The sequence below is a fragment of the Cellulosimicrobium cellulans genome (assembly GCF_042723955.1).
GTDB lineage: Bacteria > Actinomycetota > Actinomycetes > Actinomycetales > Cellulomonadaceae > Cellulosimicrobium > Cellulosimicrobium cellulans_H.
Genome location: NZ_JBHXIC010000042.1, coordinates 22,298 through 38,556 on the forward strand (window position 1 = coordinate 22,298; position 16,259 = coordinate 38,556).

Annotated in this window: 13 protein-coding genes; 4 read left to right on the plus strand and 9 right to left on the minus strand. The window is 74.6% G+C overall.

The annotated features are described in order from the left end of the window. Positions 1-203 precede the first annotated feature (203 nt). Both ACFWH7_RS12750 and ACFWH7_RS12755 read right to left on the minus strand, forming a co-directional pair. Positions 204-1,280 (minus strand): hypothetical protein, encoded by a 1,077-nt coding sequence (locus tag ACFWH7_RS12750; protein ID WP_378216878.1) that lies wholly within the window; start codon positions 1,278-1,280, stop codon positions 204-206. 2 nt (positions 1,281-1,282) lie between these two features. Continuing rightward, positions 1,283-2,440: an SPFH domain-containing protein gene (locus ACFWH7_RS12755; RefSeq protein WP_378216879.1), complete on the minus strand. Its 1,158-nt coding sequence runs from the start codon at positions 2,438-2,440 to the stop codon at positions 1,283-1,285. 245 nt (positions 2,441-2,685) lie between these two features. Here ACFWH7_RS12755 and ACFWH7_RS12760 point away from each other — a divergent pair, with 245 nt between their 5' ends. Next, positions 2,686-3,390, plus strand: a complete 705-nt coding sequence (locus ACFWH7_RS12760) for a nucleotidyltransferase family protein (RefSeq protein WP_378216880.1) — start codon at positions 2,686-2,688, stop codon at positions 3,388-3,390. Between the two features lie 51 nt (positions 3,391-3,441). Here the strand turns inward: ACFWH7_RS12760 and ACFWH7_RS12765 are convergent, their stop codons facing one another. Genes ACFWH7_RS12765 through ACFWH7_RS12775 form a run of 3 tightly spaced genes read right to left on the minus strand, consistent with a single transcriptional unit; the run spans position 3,442 to position 8,575 of the window. Further along, positions 3,442-6,357, minus strand: coding sequence for a molybdopterin-dependent oxidoreductase (locus tag ACFWH7_RS12765; RefSeq protein WP_378216881.1), 2,916 nt, complete (start codon positions 6,355-6,357; stop codon positions 3,442-3,444). Further along, positions 6,354-7,247: an FAD binding domain-containing protein gene (locus ACFWH7_RS12770; RefSeq protein ID WP_378216882.1), complete on the minus strand. Its 894-nt coding sequence runs from the start codon at positions 7,245-7,247 to the stop codon at positions 6,354-6,356. Before ACFWH7_RS12770 ends, ACFWH7_RS12765 begins: the two co-directional genes overlap by 4 nt. Beyond that, positions 7,247-8,575 carry an XdhC family protein gene (locus tag ACFWH7_RS12775; protein WP_378216883.1) on the minus strand — a complete coding sequence of 443 codons (1,329 nt, stop codon included), beginning with the start codon at positions 8,573-8,575 and terminating at the stop codon, positions 7,247-7,249. The genes ACFWH7_RS12770 and ACFWH7_RS12775 overlap by 1 nt, the downstream gene beginning before the upstream one ends. A gap of 260 nt (positions 8,576-8,835) precedes the next feature. Here ACFWH7_RS12775 and moaA point away from each other — a divergent pair, with 260 nt between their 5' ends. After that, entirely contained in the window at positions 8,836-9,942 is a 1,107-nt protein-coding gene (gene moaA, locus ACFWH7_RS12780) for a GTP 3',8-cyclase MoaA (RefSeq protein ID WP_378216884.1), read from the plus strand. Between the two features lie 94 nt (positions 9,943-10,036). Next, a complete protein-coding gene (locus ACFWH7_RS12785) occupies positions 10,037-10,309 on the plus strand; it encodes a DUF4564 domain-containing protein (RefSeq protein ID WP_378216885.1) in 273 nt (90 codons plus the stop codon). 15 nt (positions 10,310-10,324) lie between these two features. Here the strand turns inward: ACFWH7_RS12785 and ACFWH7_RS12790 are convergent, their stop codons facing one another. The 4 genes from ACFWH7_RS12790 to ACFWH7_RS12805 form a co-directional block, all read right to left on the minus strand. Beyond that, positions 10,325-10,714, minus strand: coding sequence for a molybdenum cofactor biosynthesis protein MoaE (locus tag ACFWH7_RS12790; protein ID WP_378216889.1), 390 nt, complete (start codon positions 10,712-10,714; stop codon positions 10,325-10,327). A gap of 74 nt (positions 10,715-10,788) precedes the next feature. Further along, positions 10,789-12,081: a molybdopterin molybdotransferase MoeA gene (locus ACFWH7_RS12795; RefSeq protein WP_378216886.1), complete on the minus strand. Its 1,293-nt coding sequence runs from the start codon at positions 12,079-12,081 to the stop codon at positions 10,789-10,791. 85 nt (positions 12,082-12,166) lie between these two features. After that, complete coding sequence (locus ACFWH7_RS12800) at positions 12,167-13,642, minus strand: NCS2 family permease (RefSeq protein ID WP_378216890.1); 1,476 nt, start codon at positions 13,640-13,642, stop codon at positions 12,167-12,169. A gap of 61 nt (positions 13,643-13,703) precedes the next feature. Further along, positions 13,704-14,183 (minus strand): nucleoside deaminase, encoded by a 480-nt coding sequence (locus tag ACFWH7_RS12805; RefSeq protein ID WP_378216887.1) that lies wholly within the window; start codon positions 14,181-14,183, stop codon positions 13,704-13,706. A 418-nt stretch (positions 14,184-14,601) separates the two neighbouring features. Here ACFWH7_RS12805 and nhaA point away from each other — a divergent pair, with 418 nt between their 5' ends. Continuing rightward, on the plus strand, positions 14,602-16,017 hold the full coding sequence (gene nhaA / locus ACFWH7_RS12810; protein ID WP_378216888.1) for a Na+/H+ antiporter NhaA: 1,416 nt from the start codon (positions 14,602-14,604) through the stop codon (positions 16,015-16,017). The last annotated feature ends 242 nt before the right edge of the window (positions 16,018-16,259 follow it).

Sequence of the window (16,259 nt, forward strand, 5' to 3'; positions counted from 1 at the left end):
CGTCGTCGTCGGGCTCCTCGTCGTGGGGGGGGGCCCCCCGGCAAGACGCTCGACCCGCCACGGGGGGGGTGTGAGCGGGGTGCCGCGCAGCGCGGGCGGTGGGCGCGGTCGGGTGGGGCGGGGCCCCCCCGGGCGGCACGCCCGCGCGCGGGGCCGCCTCACTCGCGCGTTCTTGATACCCCCCGACCGCGGGCCGCGGTGGGTCACTGCTGCGACCGGACGTACCAGAGCACGAGCGCGGCGACCACCAGCAGCCCGGCCACCACGGCGAGCACGATCTTGCGGACGCTGTACGGGCGCCGCCCGATCACCTGGCCGGTGTTCGCGTTGACCATGACCTGCCACTGCTTGCCCGCGTACACGTAGGTCGCGATCCACAGCGGCAGCAGCACGAGCTTGAACATCACGGCGGCGTAGGCCGTGCTGATCGAGGAGACCCGCTGCTCGTCGCCCCCGATGTCGCGCTCGACGTCGTCCTTGATCACCGGCACCATCCTCTGCTTGGCACGGTCCAGGCCCGCCGGCGGCTCGACGTCGTAGCGCGCGGCCGAGAAGCCGGCGAGATACTCCGCACGGAACGGCACGGCCCGCTCGACGTGCCACGGCCCGAGCCGCGCCAGGTCCCGTTCGGCGACCTGCGAGGACGCGGGGACGAGCACGTCGTCGAAGTCGCGGGCCACCCGTCCGAAGGCCGGCGACCAGCGCACCCGGCGCTCCTGACGTTCCTCGTCACCGTGCTTCACGGTGACGTAGTAGGCGTCCCCGCGCTGCCCGACGTAGTCCGACGTCGTGCTCGCGTCGAACGTCCAGTGCGGCACGTACGACCCGTGCAGGGACTCGGTGTCGCCGACCTTCTTCAGCTCGCCCGGGGCGAACCACCGGGAGCGGACCCAGCGCCGGAACGACTCGCGCGCCTGCGCCTGCTCGACGGCGAACGGCACGACGGCCTCCGGCTGCACGAGCCCGTCGGCCTCGACCGCGGCGACGAGGTGCCCGCCGCAGAACCGGCACGCGACGGACAGGTCGGTCCCCTGCGTCGTCGCGCCGCAGCCGTCGCACGTGAGGACCCGCGCGTCGAGGTTCCCGGCGCGCACCCCGCCCTGCGCCGCGGCCCACGCGTCGAACGAGTGCTCGTCGACGGCGTCCCCGGGCGCGTGCACGATCGCGACGGTGCCGCCGCACGCGACGCAGCGCAGGTGCTGCGTGCCCGGCGCGTACGCGAGCTGCGACCCGCACGCCTCGCAGCCCGTGCGGAGGAGCTCGTCCTGGGCGTCGCTCACCGTCAGCCCGCCACCGGACCGGTCGGGGCACCGGTAGGTGGCAGCGGCGGCGGGGTCGCGGCGAACAGCGGCGCGAGGGCGGGCACCTCGCCCGCGGCGGTCCACGCGGCCATGCCCTGCTGCCACACGAGCGACTCGCGCGTCACCTCGCCGGACCGGACATGGCCGGCGAGGTCCGCCGTCGTGCCGGGCCCGGCCTGCGCGCCGCCGACCGCCCAGTACCAGGGCGACTCCGCGGCGGGCAGGGGCGGCGGCCCGGCGGGCGGTGCCGGGGCCGGGGTGGGCTGGGCCGCAGTGGTCCCGAGCGACTGCGCGAGCTGCTGCCCCATGGCCGCCCCGAGACCCATGCCGGCGCCGAGCCCCAGCCCGTCGCCCGCGCCTCCAGGGTTGGCGGCGGCGGTCTCGATCGCGTTCGCCGCCTGGAACTTCGTGTACTGGTCGAGGTTCCCGACGACGGCCATCTGCGTCCGCTCGTCGAGCGCCGCCTCGACCTCGGGCGGGAAAGAGACGTTCTCGAGGACGAAGCGCGGCACGGCGATGCCGTACTCCGACAGATCCTCCGAGAGCTGGCCCGCGAGCCGCGTCGCGATCTCGCGCTGGTTCGCGGCGAGGTCGATCGCCGCGACGCCGGCCTCCGCGAGCGCCGGGCCGAGCTGGCCGACCACGAGGCGGCGGAAGTAGTCGCCGATCTCGTCGGTGCGGAACTGCGGGTCGGTCCCCACGAGCTGGCGGAGCAGCGCCGACGGGTCCACGACCTGGAGGGCGTACGTCCCGAACGCCCGGATACGGACCGCGCCGAGCTCGGGGTCGCGCAGGATCACGGGGTTCTGCGTGCCCCAGGTGAGGTCGGTGAACTGGCGCGTCGCGACGAAGTACACCTCCGCCTTGAACGGCGAGCTGAAGCCGTACTTCCAGCCCTGGATCGTCGACAGGATCGGCAGGTTCTGGGTCTCGAGCGTGTAGGTGCCCGGCCCGAACACGTCCGCGAGCCGGCCCTCGCTCACGAAGACGGCGCTCTGCCCCTCGCGCACGACGAGCTTCGCCTGGTTCTTGATCTCGTTGCCCTGGCGCGGGAAGCGCCAGACGATCGTGTCCCGGCTCTCGTCGAGGAACTCGATGATGTCGATCAGCTGGCCGCGCAGCTTCTCCATGAAGCTCATCCGGACTCCTTCGCTCGTCGTGCGGGACGGCCGCGGGCGACCTGGCGTGCGGGCGCCTGGCCCGCTGTGCCCGCCCCGGCGCGCCGAGCATAGCGGCATCCCAGCCCGCCGATGAAACCCCCAAGGGTTGGTAAAACCGACTGGTCGCCGCGGGGTCCCCGCGGCCGCCGAGCCCGGGGTCGCTCCCCACGGACGCGGCCCTCCGGGGAGGGACCCCGGGTTCGGCGGCGGCCTATCCTGGCCGCGTGCCGACCTCACCGACCGCGCCCGCGACGCCCACCGTCGCCGTCCTCCTCGCCGCGGGCGCGGGGACGCGGCTCGGGCACGGGCCCAAGGCGCTGCTCCCCCACCGCGGCGGCACGCTCGTCGCCCACGTAACCCGGGTGCTGCTCGCGGGCGGGTGCGACGCCGTCGTCGTGGTCCTCGGCGCCGAGGCCAAGCGCGTCCGAGCCGGGTCCGGGCTCGACGACCCCCGGGTCCGCGTCGTCGACAACCCCGGCTGGTCGTCCGGCATGGCGTCGTCGCTGCGTGTCGGCGTCGCCGCGGCGCTCGACCTGACGCCCACCCGGGTCGTCGTGACGCACGTGGACCAGCCCGGCGTCGTGCCCAACGACGTCGCGCGCCTCCTCGCCGCCCACCACCCCGGCCGCGTGACCGCGTCCCGCTGGACGACGAGCCCCACGCGTCGAGCACGACATGAAGGTCGTTCTGAGGCGGAGAACGACCCTCAGGTCGTGTTCGGCGTCGGACGGACTCCGCGCTGGGCCCACCCGCTCGTCCTCGACGCCGCACTCGCCGCCCCTGCTGCCGCGAGCGCCCACGGCGACCACGGCGCCCGCGACTTCCTGCGCGCCCACGCGGACCTCATCGACGTCGTCGACCACCCGGGCGACGGCCGCGACCTCGACACCGAGACGGACCTCGACCTCCTCGACCCCGCCGACCCTTGAGTGCATGAAATAGTCGCGTCCGAGGACGATCGGCGCGACTATTGCATGCACTCAGCGACGGGACGCGGACTTGATGGCCAGGTAGATCCGGTCTCGGGCCAGCGGGAGCTCGGTGAGCCGGACGCCCGTCGCCGCGCGGATCGCGTTGGCGAGCGCGGGAGCCACCGGGTTGAACGGGCTCTCGCTCATCGACTTCGCCCCCATCGGGCCCACCGTGTCCGACGTCCGCGCGAAGTAGACCTCGCTGCGGGGGGTGTCCGCGAAGGTCGGCAGGTGGTACTGGCGGAAGATGTCGGTCGTGACGCGCCCGGTCTCGTCGACGATCACGTTCTCGTAGAGCGCGGCGCCGAGCGCCTGCGCGATGCCGCCCTCGACCTGACCCCGGCACTGACGCGGGTTGACGACCTCGCCCGCGTCGGCGGCCTGGACGGACTGGAGGATGCGGATCTCCCCGGTGCCGCGGTGGACCGCGACGCGGAACCCGTGCACGTTGAACGCGACGGAGCGCGGGGTGCCGCCCCAGCGGCCCTCGGCGACGAGCTCGATCCCCGCGTCGGTGGCGGAGCGCGCGACGTCGGCGAGCGGAAGCACCGCCCCCGCGCAGTCGACGCCGCCGGGCACGAGGTGGCAGTCCCCCGGTGCGGCACCGGCCATCCCCGCCGCGACCTTGAGCACCGCCTCCGCGAGGTCCTGCGCCGCGGCGAGCGACGCCTTGCCCGCGACGACGGTCCCGGTGGACCCGAACGCGCCGGTGTCGTGCTCGAGCAGGTCGGTGTCGGACTGCCGGACCACGACGTCCCCGGCGTCCTGCCCGAGCGCGCTCGCGACGAGCTGGGCGTGGACCGTGGTCGTGCCGTTGCCGAACTCGGCGGTCCCGACCTCGGCCTCGACCACGCCGTCGGCCCGCAGCCGCACGCGTGCGTGGGAGTAGTGGCCCCGCGGCGGCACGGTGTCGATCATGGACAGCGCGGTGCCCTCGCCGACGCCCCACTCTGGACCCAGGTCCGGCAGCGTGTCGGCACCCGACCCGGCAGTCGCCCCGTACGTCGCGACGTCGCGGGCCCGGCCGCGCGCGAGGGCGTCCGCGGCGAGGTCGAGGCACTGGTCGAGGCCGTAGCTGCCGTAGAGCACGTCCTCCTCGGGCGTCGGGTGCGTGGAGAGCATCGGGTCGCCGTCGAGCACGACGTTGCGCCGCCGCAGCTCGAGCGGGTCCATGCCGAGCTGCTGCGCGAGCTCGTCGACGGCGGACTCCACCGCGAAGATCATCTGCGACAGCCCGTACCCGCGGAACGCGCCCGCCGGCACGGTGTTCGTGTAGACGCAGTGGGCGTCGACCTTCTTGTTCTCGCACCGGTACACCCCGAGCGACTCGCCGCACCCGTGGAACATGACGCCGGGGCCGTGGTTGCCGTACGCGCCCGTGTTGCTGAGCACGTCGAGGTGCAGCGCGGTGAGCGTCCCGTCGCGGCGCGCGCCCGCGCGCACGCGGATGCGGAAGGGGTGGCGCGTCGTCGTGCCCACGAACTGCTCGGTGCGGGTCAGCTCGAGCTGGACCGGGCGCCCGAGCCGCAGCGCCGCGAGCGCCGCGACGTCCTCGGTGAGCACCTCCTGCTTGCCGCCGAACCCGCCGCCCACGCGCTCGCAGTGCACGCGCACGCGGTCCGGGTCGAGGTCGAGCACGCGCGCGAGGTGGCGCCGCGCGAGGAACGGGACCTGCGTGGACGAGCGCACGACGAGGCGGCCGTCGTCGTCGAGCGACGCGACGGCGCAGTGCGTCTCCAGCGCGGCGTGCTGCACGCGGTGGGTGCGGTAGGTCGCCTCGTGCACGACGTCGGCCTCCGCGAGACCCCGCTCGACGTCGCCGAGCTCGGAGTGCACCTCGGCGACGACGTTGGCCTCGGGCCGCGAGACGCGCGCGTCGGCGGCGTCGAGCTCGGGGTGCACGAGCGGGGCGCCGGGCGCCATGGCCTCCTCGGGGTCGACGACGGCGGGCAGCACCTCGTACTCGACGCGGACCCGGCGCACGCCCTCCTCGGCCGCGGCGACGGTTTCGGCGACGACGGCCGCGACGCGCTGCCCGACGTGCCGCACGACGTCGTCGAGGATCCGCGTGTCGTCGGGGTCGTCCGTGAACAGCTCGTGCTGGGCGGTGGAGAAGCGCATCGCTGGCGCGTCCTCGTGCGTGAGCACGGCGTGCACGCCGGGCACCGCGAGCGCCGCGGACGTGTCGATCGCGACGACCCGCGCGTGCGCGTGCGGCGACCGCACGAGCTTGAGGTGGAGCAGGCCCGGGTAGTCCGCCGGGTCCACGTCGAGCGTGTACCGCGCCGTCCCGGTGACGACCCCGCGGCCCGCCGGCGCGGGCATGTCCCGCCCGAACGCCGAGGGAGCGTCGTCGCCCGACGACGGCCGTCCACCCGTTCCCGGCGCGGTGCCGGTCGTGTCCCCCCTGCCGAGGACGGCGTCCTCGATCGCGCGGTAGCCCGTGCAGCGGCACAGGTTGCCCTTGAGGCTGCGCGGCAGGTTCGCGCGCTGCGCGTCGTCGAACGTCGCGGCGGTCATGATCATCCCTGCCGTGCAGAACCCGCACTGGAACCCCTGCGCGTCGAGGAACTGCTGCTGCACGGGGTGCAGCGCGTCCTGCGGGCCGTGGGGGTCGTGGTCGCACGCGCCCGCGGGCTCGTCCCCGGCCGCGCCGCCGACGCACGACGTCGCCGCGAGCCCCTGGATGGTCGTCACCTCGTGGCCGGCCGCGCGCCGCGCGGGGTAGACGCAGGAGTGCACCGGGACGCCGTCGACGTGCACCGTGCACGCGCCGCAGTCGCCGCCGTCGCATCCCTTCTTGACGCCGAGCGCGCCCTGCTCGCGCAGGTACGTGCGCAGGCACTGGCCGGCGCGAGGCTCGCCCTGTGCCGCGCGGCCGTCGATCGTCACGGGCGGCGCCGTGCGGGGGTCGAGCGCGGTCATCGGAGGCCTCCGTCCGAGGTCGTGCCGTCAAGGGGCTCGGGGAGAAGCTCGGTGAGCAGCTCGGAGCGGATCTCCTCGCCGAGGCGGTAGGTCATGTCACGGCGCCACTCGGGCAGGCCGTGGATGTCGTCGTGGTAGAGGTCTGCCGGGATCGCCGCGTCGAGCGCGGCGGCGAGGTCGGCGGCCGTGGGCGGCGCGTCCGCGGGGAAGCGGAGCTGCACGGGCCGGCGCGTCGAGGCGGTCACCGTGAGGACGAAGTCTCCCCCGGCGTCCGGCGGGTCGACCCGGCCGATCAGCAGCACCCCGGAGCGCCCGAGGTTCGAGAGCGACAGGCGCCGGAACGCCGTCCGCGAGCGCAGCGCGCCGTCGGGCACGCGGATGGCCCGCAGGAGCTCGCCCGGGGCGAGCGTGTTGCGCAGCTCGCCCGTGACGAGCTCGGCGACCGGTTGGGTCCGCCGGGTGCCGCCCGGTCCCCAGACCTCCGCGACGCCGTCGAGCGCCGCGGTGAGCGAGATCATCGGTCCCGCGGGCAGGGACGTGCAGACGTTCCCACCGACCGTCGAGGTGTTCCAGATCTTGAAGGACGCCACGAAGCTGTCGCAGCACGGGCGCACGAGGTCGAGCGCGGTCCAGCGGTGGCGCACGGGCGCGGCCTGGCGGCTCTCCTCGAACGCCCACAGCTCGGCGACCGTGCACGTCGCCGCGATCTCGAGGCCGTCGTCGGTGACCGTGAGCGCGGGCCAGCCGGCGCTCGTCAGGTCGAGCAGGCGCCGCAGCGTCTGGCTGCCGTAGGAGAACAGGACGGTGCCGCCCGCGAGCCACGCGTCGCCCTCGCGCCAGTCGGCGGGGTCGGCGGTCGGGACGAGGTCGGTGACGGTGCTCAGGTCCATCAGGGAGCCTCCTCGGGGGTCGGCGCGGACTCGGGCGCGGGACGGTGTGCAGGCGACCCGGACGGCGGGTCGGCATGGATGGGCCCGTCCGTGCCGCTCAACGGGACGACGGCGGCCCGCCCGTGCCGGGTCGCGACGAGCTCCGCGGTGATCGAGACGGCGACCTCCTCGGGCGTGACGGCCCCGAGGTCGAGGCCGATGGGCGAGCGGAGCCGCGCGAGCGCCGCCACGGTCACGCCTTCCGCGCGCAAGGCGGCGACGCGCTGCGCGTGCGAGCGGCGCGAGCCCATCGCCCCGACGTAGGCGAGCGGCAGGTCGAGCGCGAGGCGCAGGAGCGGCACGTCGAACTTCGCGTCGTGCGTGAGGACCGCGACGGCCGTCCGGGCGTCGACGCGACCCGCCCCGGCCTCCGCGGCGAGGTACCGGTCCGGCCACTCGACGACGACCTCCGCCTCGGGGAACCGTCGGGCGTCGGCGAACACCTCGCGCGCGTCGACGAGGGTCACGCGGTACCCGAGCAGGCGCACGTGCCGCACGAGCGCGCCGGCGAAGTCGTTCGCCCCGCACACGAGGAACCGCGGCGCGGGCAGGCGGGTCTCGACGAGCAGCGTGACGGGCTCGCTCTCGTCGCACGCGTCCGCGTGCGCGGGCGCGCGGTCCGGGCCCGGGTGCGACGACGGGCTCCCGGCAGCACCGGGCGCCCCGTGCGCCGCGTGGACGGTCGCCGTGCCGCCGGCGCGCAGGACCGCCACGACCTGCGCGGTCGCGGCGTCGACGGCGTCGGGCTCGACGAGGTCGCGGATCGCCGAGGCGACGACGCGCTCGCTCGCGGTGGCCGGGTCGTCGACGAGCGCCGCCGTGCGGCGCGATCCGTCGATCCGGCGCACGAGGGCGACCGCCCGGCCCGTCTCCGCGACCCAGGCGCTCGTCTCGTCCGGTCCCTCGGCGCCTCGGCGCGGACCGCCGTCGGGCCGCGCCACGATCGCGGTGAGCGCGCGCGCCGCGTCGTCGCCGGGGCGGACGGGCTGGACGTGGACGTCGAGCGTGCCGCCGCAGCTCAGCCCGACGGCGAACGCGTCGTCGTCGCTGTAGCCGAACGTCTCACGATGGCTCGCACCCGAGGCGATCGCGTCGAGCGCGGCGGCGTGCACCGCGGCCTCGACGCACCCGCCGGACAGGCTGCCGAGGACGGCGCCGTCGGCACGCACGGCCATCGCGGTGCCGACCGGTCGCGGCACGGAGCCGGACGCCGCGACCACCGTCGCGACGGCGAACGGGAGCTGCCCCGGGCCGAGCCACGGGGCGAGCTGGTCGACGAGATCGAGCATCGTGGGCCTCGCTTCCGCCAGGGTGCCGGCGAACCGGCGTCCTTCCAGTGAACCCTTGCGGTGAGTCCCCTGCGTGTCCGAGGTCGCGTCGGCTGTGACGCGCCGGAAACACAGGGCTTGAATCCGCCCTTGGACTGCTCTCCTTCAGCGAGGAGAGTGTTCCGCTGAATGGAAGTTGAATTCCATTCGACGGACTCCACGCTAGCACGCGCGGACGCCCCGGTCACGGGTCCGCCGCCGGGAACGTCTACGATCGGGCCATGACCGCGGTCTCGCTCGGGATGCCCAGGCTCCGGTCGGGCGCGCCCTCCGACGGCTCGCCGGACCTCGACCCCGGCCGTCCCGCGACCGAGGCGCTCGTCGACCGGTACGGGCGCGTGGCCCGCGACCTGCGCATCTCGATCACCGAGAAGTGCTCGCTGCGCTGCACCTACTGCATGCCCGCGGAAGGGCTGCCCGCGATCCCGCGCGAGGACCTCCTCACACCCGACGAGATCGGCCGTGTCGTGCGCGTCGCGGTCGACCGCCTCGGCATCACCGACGTCCGGTTCACGGGCGGCGAGCCACTCATGCGGCGTGACCTGGTCGACATCTTGCGCGCCGCGCGCGCGGCCGCGCCGGACGTGTCGCTCTCGCTGACGACCAACGCGATCGGGCTCGACAAGCGCGTCCACGAGCTCGTCGCCGCCGGCCTCGACCGCGTCAACATCTCGCTCGACTCCGTCGACCGCGCCGACTTCGCGCGCCTCACGCGGCGCGACCGGCTGCCCGACGTGCTCTCCGGGATCCGGGCCGCGCTCGCCGCCGGGCTGGCCCCGGTCAAGCTCAACGCGGTGCTCATGCCCGAGACGCTGTCGGGCGCGGCCGACCTGCTCGCCTGGGCGGTCGACCACGGCTGCCACCTGCGCTTCATCGAGCAGATGCCGCTCGACGCCGACGGGCACTGGACACGGGACGACCTCGTCTCCGCGACGGACCTCCTCGCCGTGCTCGGCAGCCGCTTCGACCTGCTCGAGGTCGGCCGCGACGACCCGTCCGCCCCGGCCGAGGAGTGGCTCGTCGACGGCGGGCCCCAGACCGTCGGGATCATCGCGTCCGTCACGCGCTCGTTCTGCGGCGCGTGCGACCGCACGCGCCTCACCGCCGAGGGCACCGTGCGCTCGTGCCTGTTCGGCGACGACGAGACCGACCTGCGCGCGATCCTGCGCTCCGCGGACCTCGCCGAGGACGAGCGCGACGACGCCCTCGCCCGCGCGTGGCAGGGCGCGATGTGGCGCAAGCCGCTCGCGCACGGGAGCGACGCCCCCACGCTCGCCGCCGACGCGTTCGCGCCGACGTCGCGCAGCATGGGCGCGATCGGCGGCTGAGCGTCGCGACGGTGGCGCAGATCATAGGGTGAAGCCGGTCACCACGCCGCGTCTGCCCAGGTCACGCAGGACGGACCTTCCTACCATGGACGTCGTGACGACGATCTCCCCTGCACCCACCAACCGCCCCGCGACCTCGCCCTCCGACGCGCCCACGACGACGCCGGACAACACCACCTCCGCGCTCCCGATCTACCGCACCGACGAGCGGTCCGGGACCTGGAAGGCCGGGACGAAGAGCGTCCTGGGAGCGACGATCGGTGCCGTCGTCGGGACCGTCGTGCTGAGCTGGTTCGGCCTCGTCCTCGGCACCGCCGTGGGACTCGGCATCGGCATGCTCCTCGACAATCGCCCCGCCACGCGCTGAGGCGGTCCGGGCCCGCTACAGCCCGACCCACTCCGAGACGCCGTCGTCGAAGTGCTGCCGCTTCCAGATCGGCACCTCGGCCTTGATGCGCTCGACGAGCAGCGAGCATGCCTCGAACGCCTCGCGGCGGTGGCCCGCGGCCGCCGCCGCCACGAGCGCGACGTCGCCGATCACCAGGCTCCCGTACCGGTGGACGGCGGCGACCCGCAGCCCCGTCTCGGCCGCCACGCCGGCCACGCACCGCCGGATCACCGCGGTGGCGTCGGGGTGCGCCTCGTAGTCGAGCCGGCTCACGCCGCGGCCGCCGTCGAAGTCGCGCACGACCCCGCGGAACGTCACGACGGCGCCGCACTCCGGGCTCGCGACCGCGTCCTCGACGGCGCGCGACACGGCGTCATCGAGCACGTCGGTCGTCACGCGGCTCACGTCCTCGGCCGCCGCACCCTGGGCAGCGCCTGCGGACTCGCCCTGCGTCTCGCTCACAGCTCTCGTACCTCCACCTCGGTCCCGGCGTCCCACTCTTCCACGTCGGCGGGGACGTCCACGAGCACGTCCGCCCGCGCCATCGACGCGACGAGGTGCGATCCCGCTCCCCCGACGACGCGGACCGTGCCGTCGGGACCGGTCGCGCCCCGCAGGAGCTGACGCTTGCCCGCGGGCGACGTGAGCGCGTCGGCGAGGACCGCCGTGCGGACCCGTTCGACGGCGGGCAGCCCGGCCGCGCGCTCGAGCGGCTCGCGCAGGAACATCGCGAACGACACCTGGGCGCTCACCGGGTTGCCCGGGAACGTGAGCACGGGCGTCCCGTGCACGGTGCCGAACCCCTGCGGACCGCCCGGCTGCATCGCGACCGACCGGAACGTGACACCGGCCCCTCCGAGCACGTCCTTGACCACCTCGTACGCCCCCTGCGATACGCCGCCCGACGTCACGACGAGGTCCGCGGCCGCGGCAGCCTCGGCGAGCACGGCGGCGAACCGCGCGGCGTCGTCGCCGCACCGAGCGGTGAGCACGACCTCGCCGCCCGCGCGCCGGACGGCCGCCCCCAGCGCGTCGGCGTTGGCGTCGAAGACTTGCCCCGGCCCCGGCGTCTCCCCCGGTCCGACGAGCTCGGACCCCGTCGACAGGACGGCGACGCGCGGGCGGGCGACCACGCGCACGCTCCCCACCCCGCACGCCGCGGCGGCGGCCAGGTGGTGCGGCGCGAGGACGGTGCCGTCGGCGAGGAGCACGTCCCCGGGCCGGACGTCGGAGCCCGCCTCGCGGACGAAGTCGCCGGCCGACCGCGGCACCCGGACCTCGACGGCCTGGCTCGCGCCGGGACGGGACACGTCCCCGGTGGGACCCGCGGTGTCGGGTCGCGGCGCGCCGGCGAACGTGCCCGCGACGGTGTCCTCGACGGGGACGACGGCGTCCGCGCCCTCGGGCACGGGCGCGCCGGTCATGATGCGGGCCGCGGTACCGGGCGCGAGCCGCGGCGGGACGCCTGGCGCCGCCGGGATCTCGGCCGCGACGGTCAACCGGACGGGAGCGTCCGGGTTCGCCCCGGCGACGTCCGCGGCCCGGACGGCGTAGCCGTCCATCTGCGAGTTGCGGAACAGCGGGACGGCGACGGGCGCGGCGAGGTCGCCCGCGAGGACCCGGCCGAGCGCGTCGGCGAGGGAGACGTCGTCGGTGCGCGTGCGCCTTCGGGCCGCCTCGACGAGGGGGGCGAGGAGCGCCGCGACGTCCGCGCGGTGCTCGTCCACGCTCACGCGCGCTGTCCCGGCCATGCCACGCCCTCCCACGGTGCCGTGCGCGCCGACGGGCCACCCGGAGGAGCGGGCGACCCGTCGGCCGTGCGGTCGATGTCGAGGCTCAGCCTCCCACGACCGCGGTCAGGGGACCGCGCACGAAGTACACGACGAACCCGGCCACGACCACCCACAGCAGCGGGTGGACGTCGCGCGCCTTGCCGCACGCGAACCGCAGCAGGACCCACGTGACGAACCCGATGCCGATGCCGTTCGCGATCGAGTACGTGAGCGGCATCGTCACGATCGTGAGGAAGACCGGCAGCGTCACCGTGAAGTCGGTGAGGTCGATCTCCTTGATCTGGCTCATCATCATCGCGCCCACGACGACGAGCACCGCGCTCGCCACCTCGATCGGCACCACGGCGGTGAGCGGCGTGAGGAACATCGCGACGAGGAACAGCCCGCCCGTGACGACCGACGCGAGACCCGTCCGTGCGCCCTCGCCCACTCCCGCGGCCGAGTCGACGAACACGGTGTTCGACGACGACGACGTCGCGCCACCGACGACCGCGCCCACGCCCTCGACGACGAGTGCCGACTTGATGCGCGGGAAGTTGCCGTCCGCGTCGGCGAGGCCGCCCTGCTTGGCCAGCCCCGTCATCGTGCCCATCGCGTCGAAGAAGTTCGTGAAGAACAGGGTGAACACGAGCATCGTCGCCGCGAGCGCCCCGATCCGGTCGAACGCACCGAACGAGAACTGTCCGAACAGGCTGAGGTCCGGGACGGAGACGAGGGAGCTCGGCAGCGTCGGCACGGTGAGGTGCCAGCCGCCGGGGTTGTCGTCGCTCGCGGGACCGAGCTGCAGCACGGCCTCGGCGACGATCGCGACGACGGTCGTCGCGACGAGCCCGATGAGCAGCCCGCCCTTGACCTTGCGCGCCACGAGGATGCCCATCGTGAGCAGGCCGACGACGAACACGAGCGTCGGGACCGAGGTGATCGACCCGCCGTCGCCGAGCTGGACCGGCGGCCCGCCCGGGGTGCGCGTGACGAACCCCGCGTCGACGAACCCGATGAACGCGATGAACAGGCCGATGCCGACCGTGATCGCGGCCTTGAGCTGGCGGGGGACGGCGTTGAAGATCGCCGACCGCGCTCCCGTCACCGCGAGCAGCACGATGAGCAGGCCGTTGACGAGCACGAGCCCCATCGCCTCGGGCCACGTGACGTCGCCGATGACGGCGACGGCGAGGAACGAGTTGATGCCCAGCCCGGCCGCGAGCGCGAACGGGAGGTTCGCGACGAGCCCGAACAGGATGGTCAGGCCGCCGGCGGCGAGGCCGGTCATCGCGCCGACCTGCGCCGTCTGGAGCCAGCCGCCCGCGACGTCGACGGGCGCGTTCTCGGCGCTCGTCCCGCCCAGGATGAGGGGGTTGAGGATGACGATGTACGCCATCGCGAAGAAGGTCACCAGACCGCCGCGGAGCTCACGCCCCGTGGTCGAGCCGCGCTCGGTGATCTTGAAGAAGCGGTCGAGCCGGCCGGTGGCCGGGCCGGTGCCGCGTGCGTCGTCGTTCTCGGCGGTCTCCCGCCGCATGCCGAGGAGGGTCACGTCCTTGTGTCCTTTCGGTGCGAGGTGCTGAGCGGCCGGGGGCCGGTCAGTACTCGATCCGGGACTCGAGGACGCGCCAGGCGTCGAACGGAGCGGTGGCCGTAGCCGTGCGCTCGTGCACGACCTGCATGCTCCGGTCCGCGGGGTCGGCGGAGAAGAAGTCGTAGAACTCCGCGTCGTCGAACCCGGCGCTCGCGGCGTCGTGGCGGTCGGCGGCGAAGTACACGGTCTGCACGCGCGCCCAGAGGGCGGACGCGAGGCACATGGGGCAGGGCTCGCAGCTCGAGTAGAGCGTCGCGCCTGTGAGGTCGAACGTGCCGAGCGCGGCGCACGCGCGCCGGATCGCGGTGACCTCGGCGTGCGCGGTGGGGTCGTTGTCCTGCGTGACCCGGTTGTTGCCCTCGAACACCTGCCCGTCGGCGGTGACGATGACGGCACCGAAGGGTCCTCCGGCGTTCGCGACGCTGTCGACGGCGAGGGCGACGGCTCGGTCCAGGTGTGCTGCGTCCACGACAAGAGTGTCCATGGTGAGTCTCCACGGTTCGGGCAGCGACGCCGGGTGCTCCGCCTCCGGCTGTCCGGCTCGTCGATGAGCCGGGAGGAGGCGGCCGGCGGGCCGCTGCAGGCGAGTTGTCACTTCCGCCTGGTTGGTAGCTGCCGGTGTCGGATCGATCGCGTCGACCACCGAGCGTGTCGCTCGGCCCGGGCCCGCCGTTGGCACGCACGACGCTAGCAGCGCGTGACGGACGATACAAGGGTTTCGGAAGAACTTTTCCACACTGTGGACAGAGCGGCGGAGAACTCCGCATCATTGCCCGTTGCGGAAGGACTTGCCGCCCGGAAGAGTTGTCCCTGCGCAGGTCCGGCCCAGGGTCGGCCCGAAGGTCCCACCCGACGGTCCGACGCCCGGGGCGTCGCCCCGTTCCCGACCACCCGGAGGCCACGTGACCGAGCCCGCTCCGCCGTCGTCGTTCCCGATCGTCCGCGTCCCTGCGCGCCCCGGCCCGCCGCTGCGCTTCCAGCTGCGTCCCGTCGCACCGTCCCTGCGATCGTTCCTCGCGACCGAGGCCGGTGGCGCGGTGCTGCTGCTCGTCGCGACCGTCGTCGCGCTCGTCTGGGCGAACTCCGCCTGGTCGGGCGCGTACGACGACCTGTGGTCCGCGACGGCGGGCTGGCACGTCGGACCGTGGTCGTTCGAGATGGACCTGCACCACTGGGTCAACGACGCCGCGATGGCGGTCTTCTTCCTCGTCATCGGGCTCGAGATCAACCGCGAGGTGACGAGCGGCGAGCTCCGCAACCGGCGCACCGTCGCCGTGCCCGCGCTCGGGGCGCTCGGCGGGCTCGCCGTCCCCGCCCTCATCTACGTCGCGTTCAACGCCGGGTCTCCCGCGCAGCACGGCTGGGGCATCGTCATGTCGACCGACACGGCGTTCCTCGTGGGGATCCTCGCCCTGTTCGGACCGCGCTGCCCGGACCAGCTCCGGCTCTTCCTCCTGACGCTCGCCGTCGTGGACGACATCGGCGCCATCACCGTCATGGCGCTCTTCTACACCGACGACCTCTGGCTCCCGGGGCTGCTCGTCGCGGCCGTGCTCGTCGTCGTCATCCTCGCGCTGCGCTGGCTCGGCGTCTGGCGGCTCACGCCGTACGCCCTCGCGGGGATCGCGCTGTGGGGCGCGGTCTACGCGTCCGGCGTCCACGCGACGCTCGCGGGCGTCCTCGTGGGCCTGCTCGTCCCGTCGCGCTCGTCACGGCCCGTCGACGTCGCCGTCGTGCCCAAGTACGCCAAACGCCTCGCCCAGGAGACGACGGCGGAGCGCGAGCACCTCACCGAGCTCGCCGCGCGCGCGGCGGTGCCCACGAGCGAACGCCTCCAGCGCGTGCTGCACCCGTGGAGCGCGTACGTCGTCGTGCCCGTGTTCGGCCTCGCCAACGCGGGCGTGCAGCTCGACGCCGAGTCGCTGCGGACCGCGGCGACGTCCCCCGTGACGATCGGCGTCGCCGTCGCGCTCGTCGTGGGCAACGCCGTCGGCATCTTCGGCGCCGCGACGCTCGCCCTGCGCCTCGGGCTCGGCGACCTCCCCGGGCGCGTGCGCTACTCCCACCTGCTCGGCGGGGCGATCCTCGCCGGCATCGGCTTCACCATCTCGCTCTTCATCGCCGAGCTCGCGTTCGACGACGAGGCGCTCATCGAGCAGGCCAAGATCGGCATCCTCGCGGGCTCGCTCGTCGCCGCCGTGCTCGGCTCCCTCGCGCTCCGGCTCTTCGGCGAGCGCTGGCCGCTGTGCTCCCCTGGCGCCGACGGCCCCCCGCCCGAGCTCCCACCCCTCCCCTGGCGCCCACCCGCGGCCACCTGAACACCCCACCCCCGCCGAGGTAGAACCCCAGCCACGCGAGGTAGAACCCTGGTGGGCCGAGGTAGAACCCTGGTCGGGTCCCGGCGTGGCCGGGTCCGTGGCGCGGGCCGAACTCAGCTCCGCGGGCGGTCGCCCAAGGCGGGCACCGACCAGGGCGAGACGACGCCGGGCGGGGTGGGTGGTGGTGCCGCGTCGTGGCGGGCCTGGCGGGAGCCGCGAGGAACGAGCGGCGGATGGTAGAC

Excerpts from the sequence above, each read along its gene's own strand:
- ACFWH7_RS12755 (WP_378216879.1), bottom strand. The coding sequence starts at position 2,440 with ATGAGCTTCATGGAGAAGCTGCGCGGCCAGCTGATCGACATCATCGAG.
- ACFWH7_RS12765 (WP_378216881.1), bottom strand. The coding sequence starts at position 6,357 with ATGACCGCGCTCGACCCCCGCACGGCGCCGCCCGTGACGATCGACGGC.
- ACFWH7_RS12770 (WP_378216882.1), bottom strand. The coding sequence starts at position 7,247 with ATGGACCTGAGCACCGTCACCGACCTCGTCCCGACCGCCGACCCCGCC.
- ACFWH7_RS12775 (WP_378216883.1), bottom strand. The coding sequence starts at position 8,575 with ATGCTCGATCTCGTCGACCAGCTCGCCCCGTGGCTCGGCCCGGGGCAG.
- moaA (WP_378216884.1), top strand. The coding sequence starts at position 8,836 with ATGACCGCGGTCTCGCTCGGGATGCCCAGGCTCCGGTCGGGCGCGCCC.
- ACFWH7_RS12795 (WP_378216886.1), bottom strand. The coding sequence starts at position 12,081 with ATGGCCGGGACAGCGCGCGTGAGCGTGGACGAGCACCGCGCGGACGTC.
- ACFWH7_RS12800 (WP_378216890.1), bottom strand. The coding sequence starts at position 13,642 with ATGCGGCGGGAGACCGCCGAGAACGACGACGCACGCGGCACCGGCCCG.
- ACFWH7_RS12805 (WP_378216887.1), bottom strand. The coding sequence starts at position 14,183 with ATGGACACTCTTGTCGTGGACGCAGCACACCTGGACCGAGCCGTCGCC.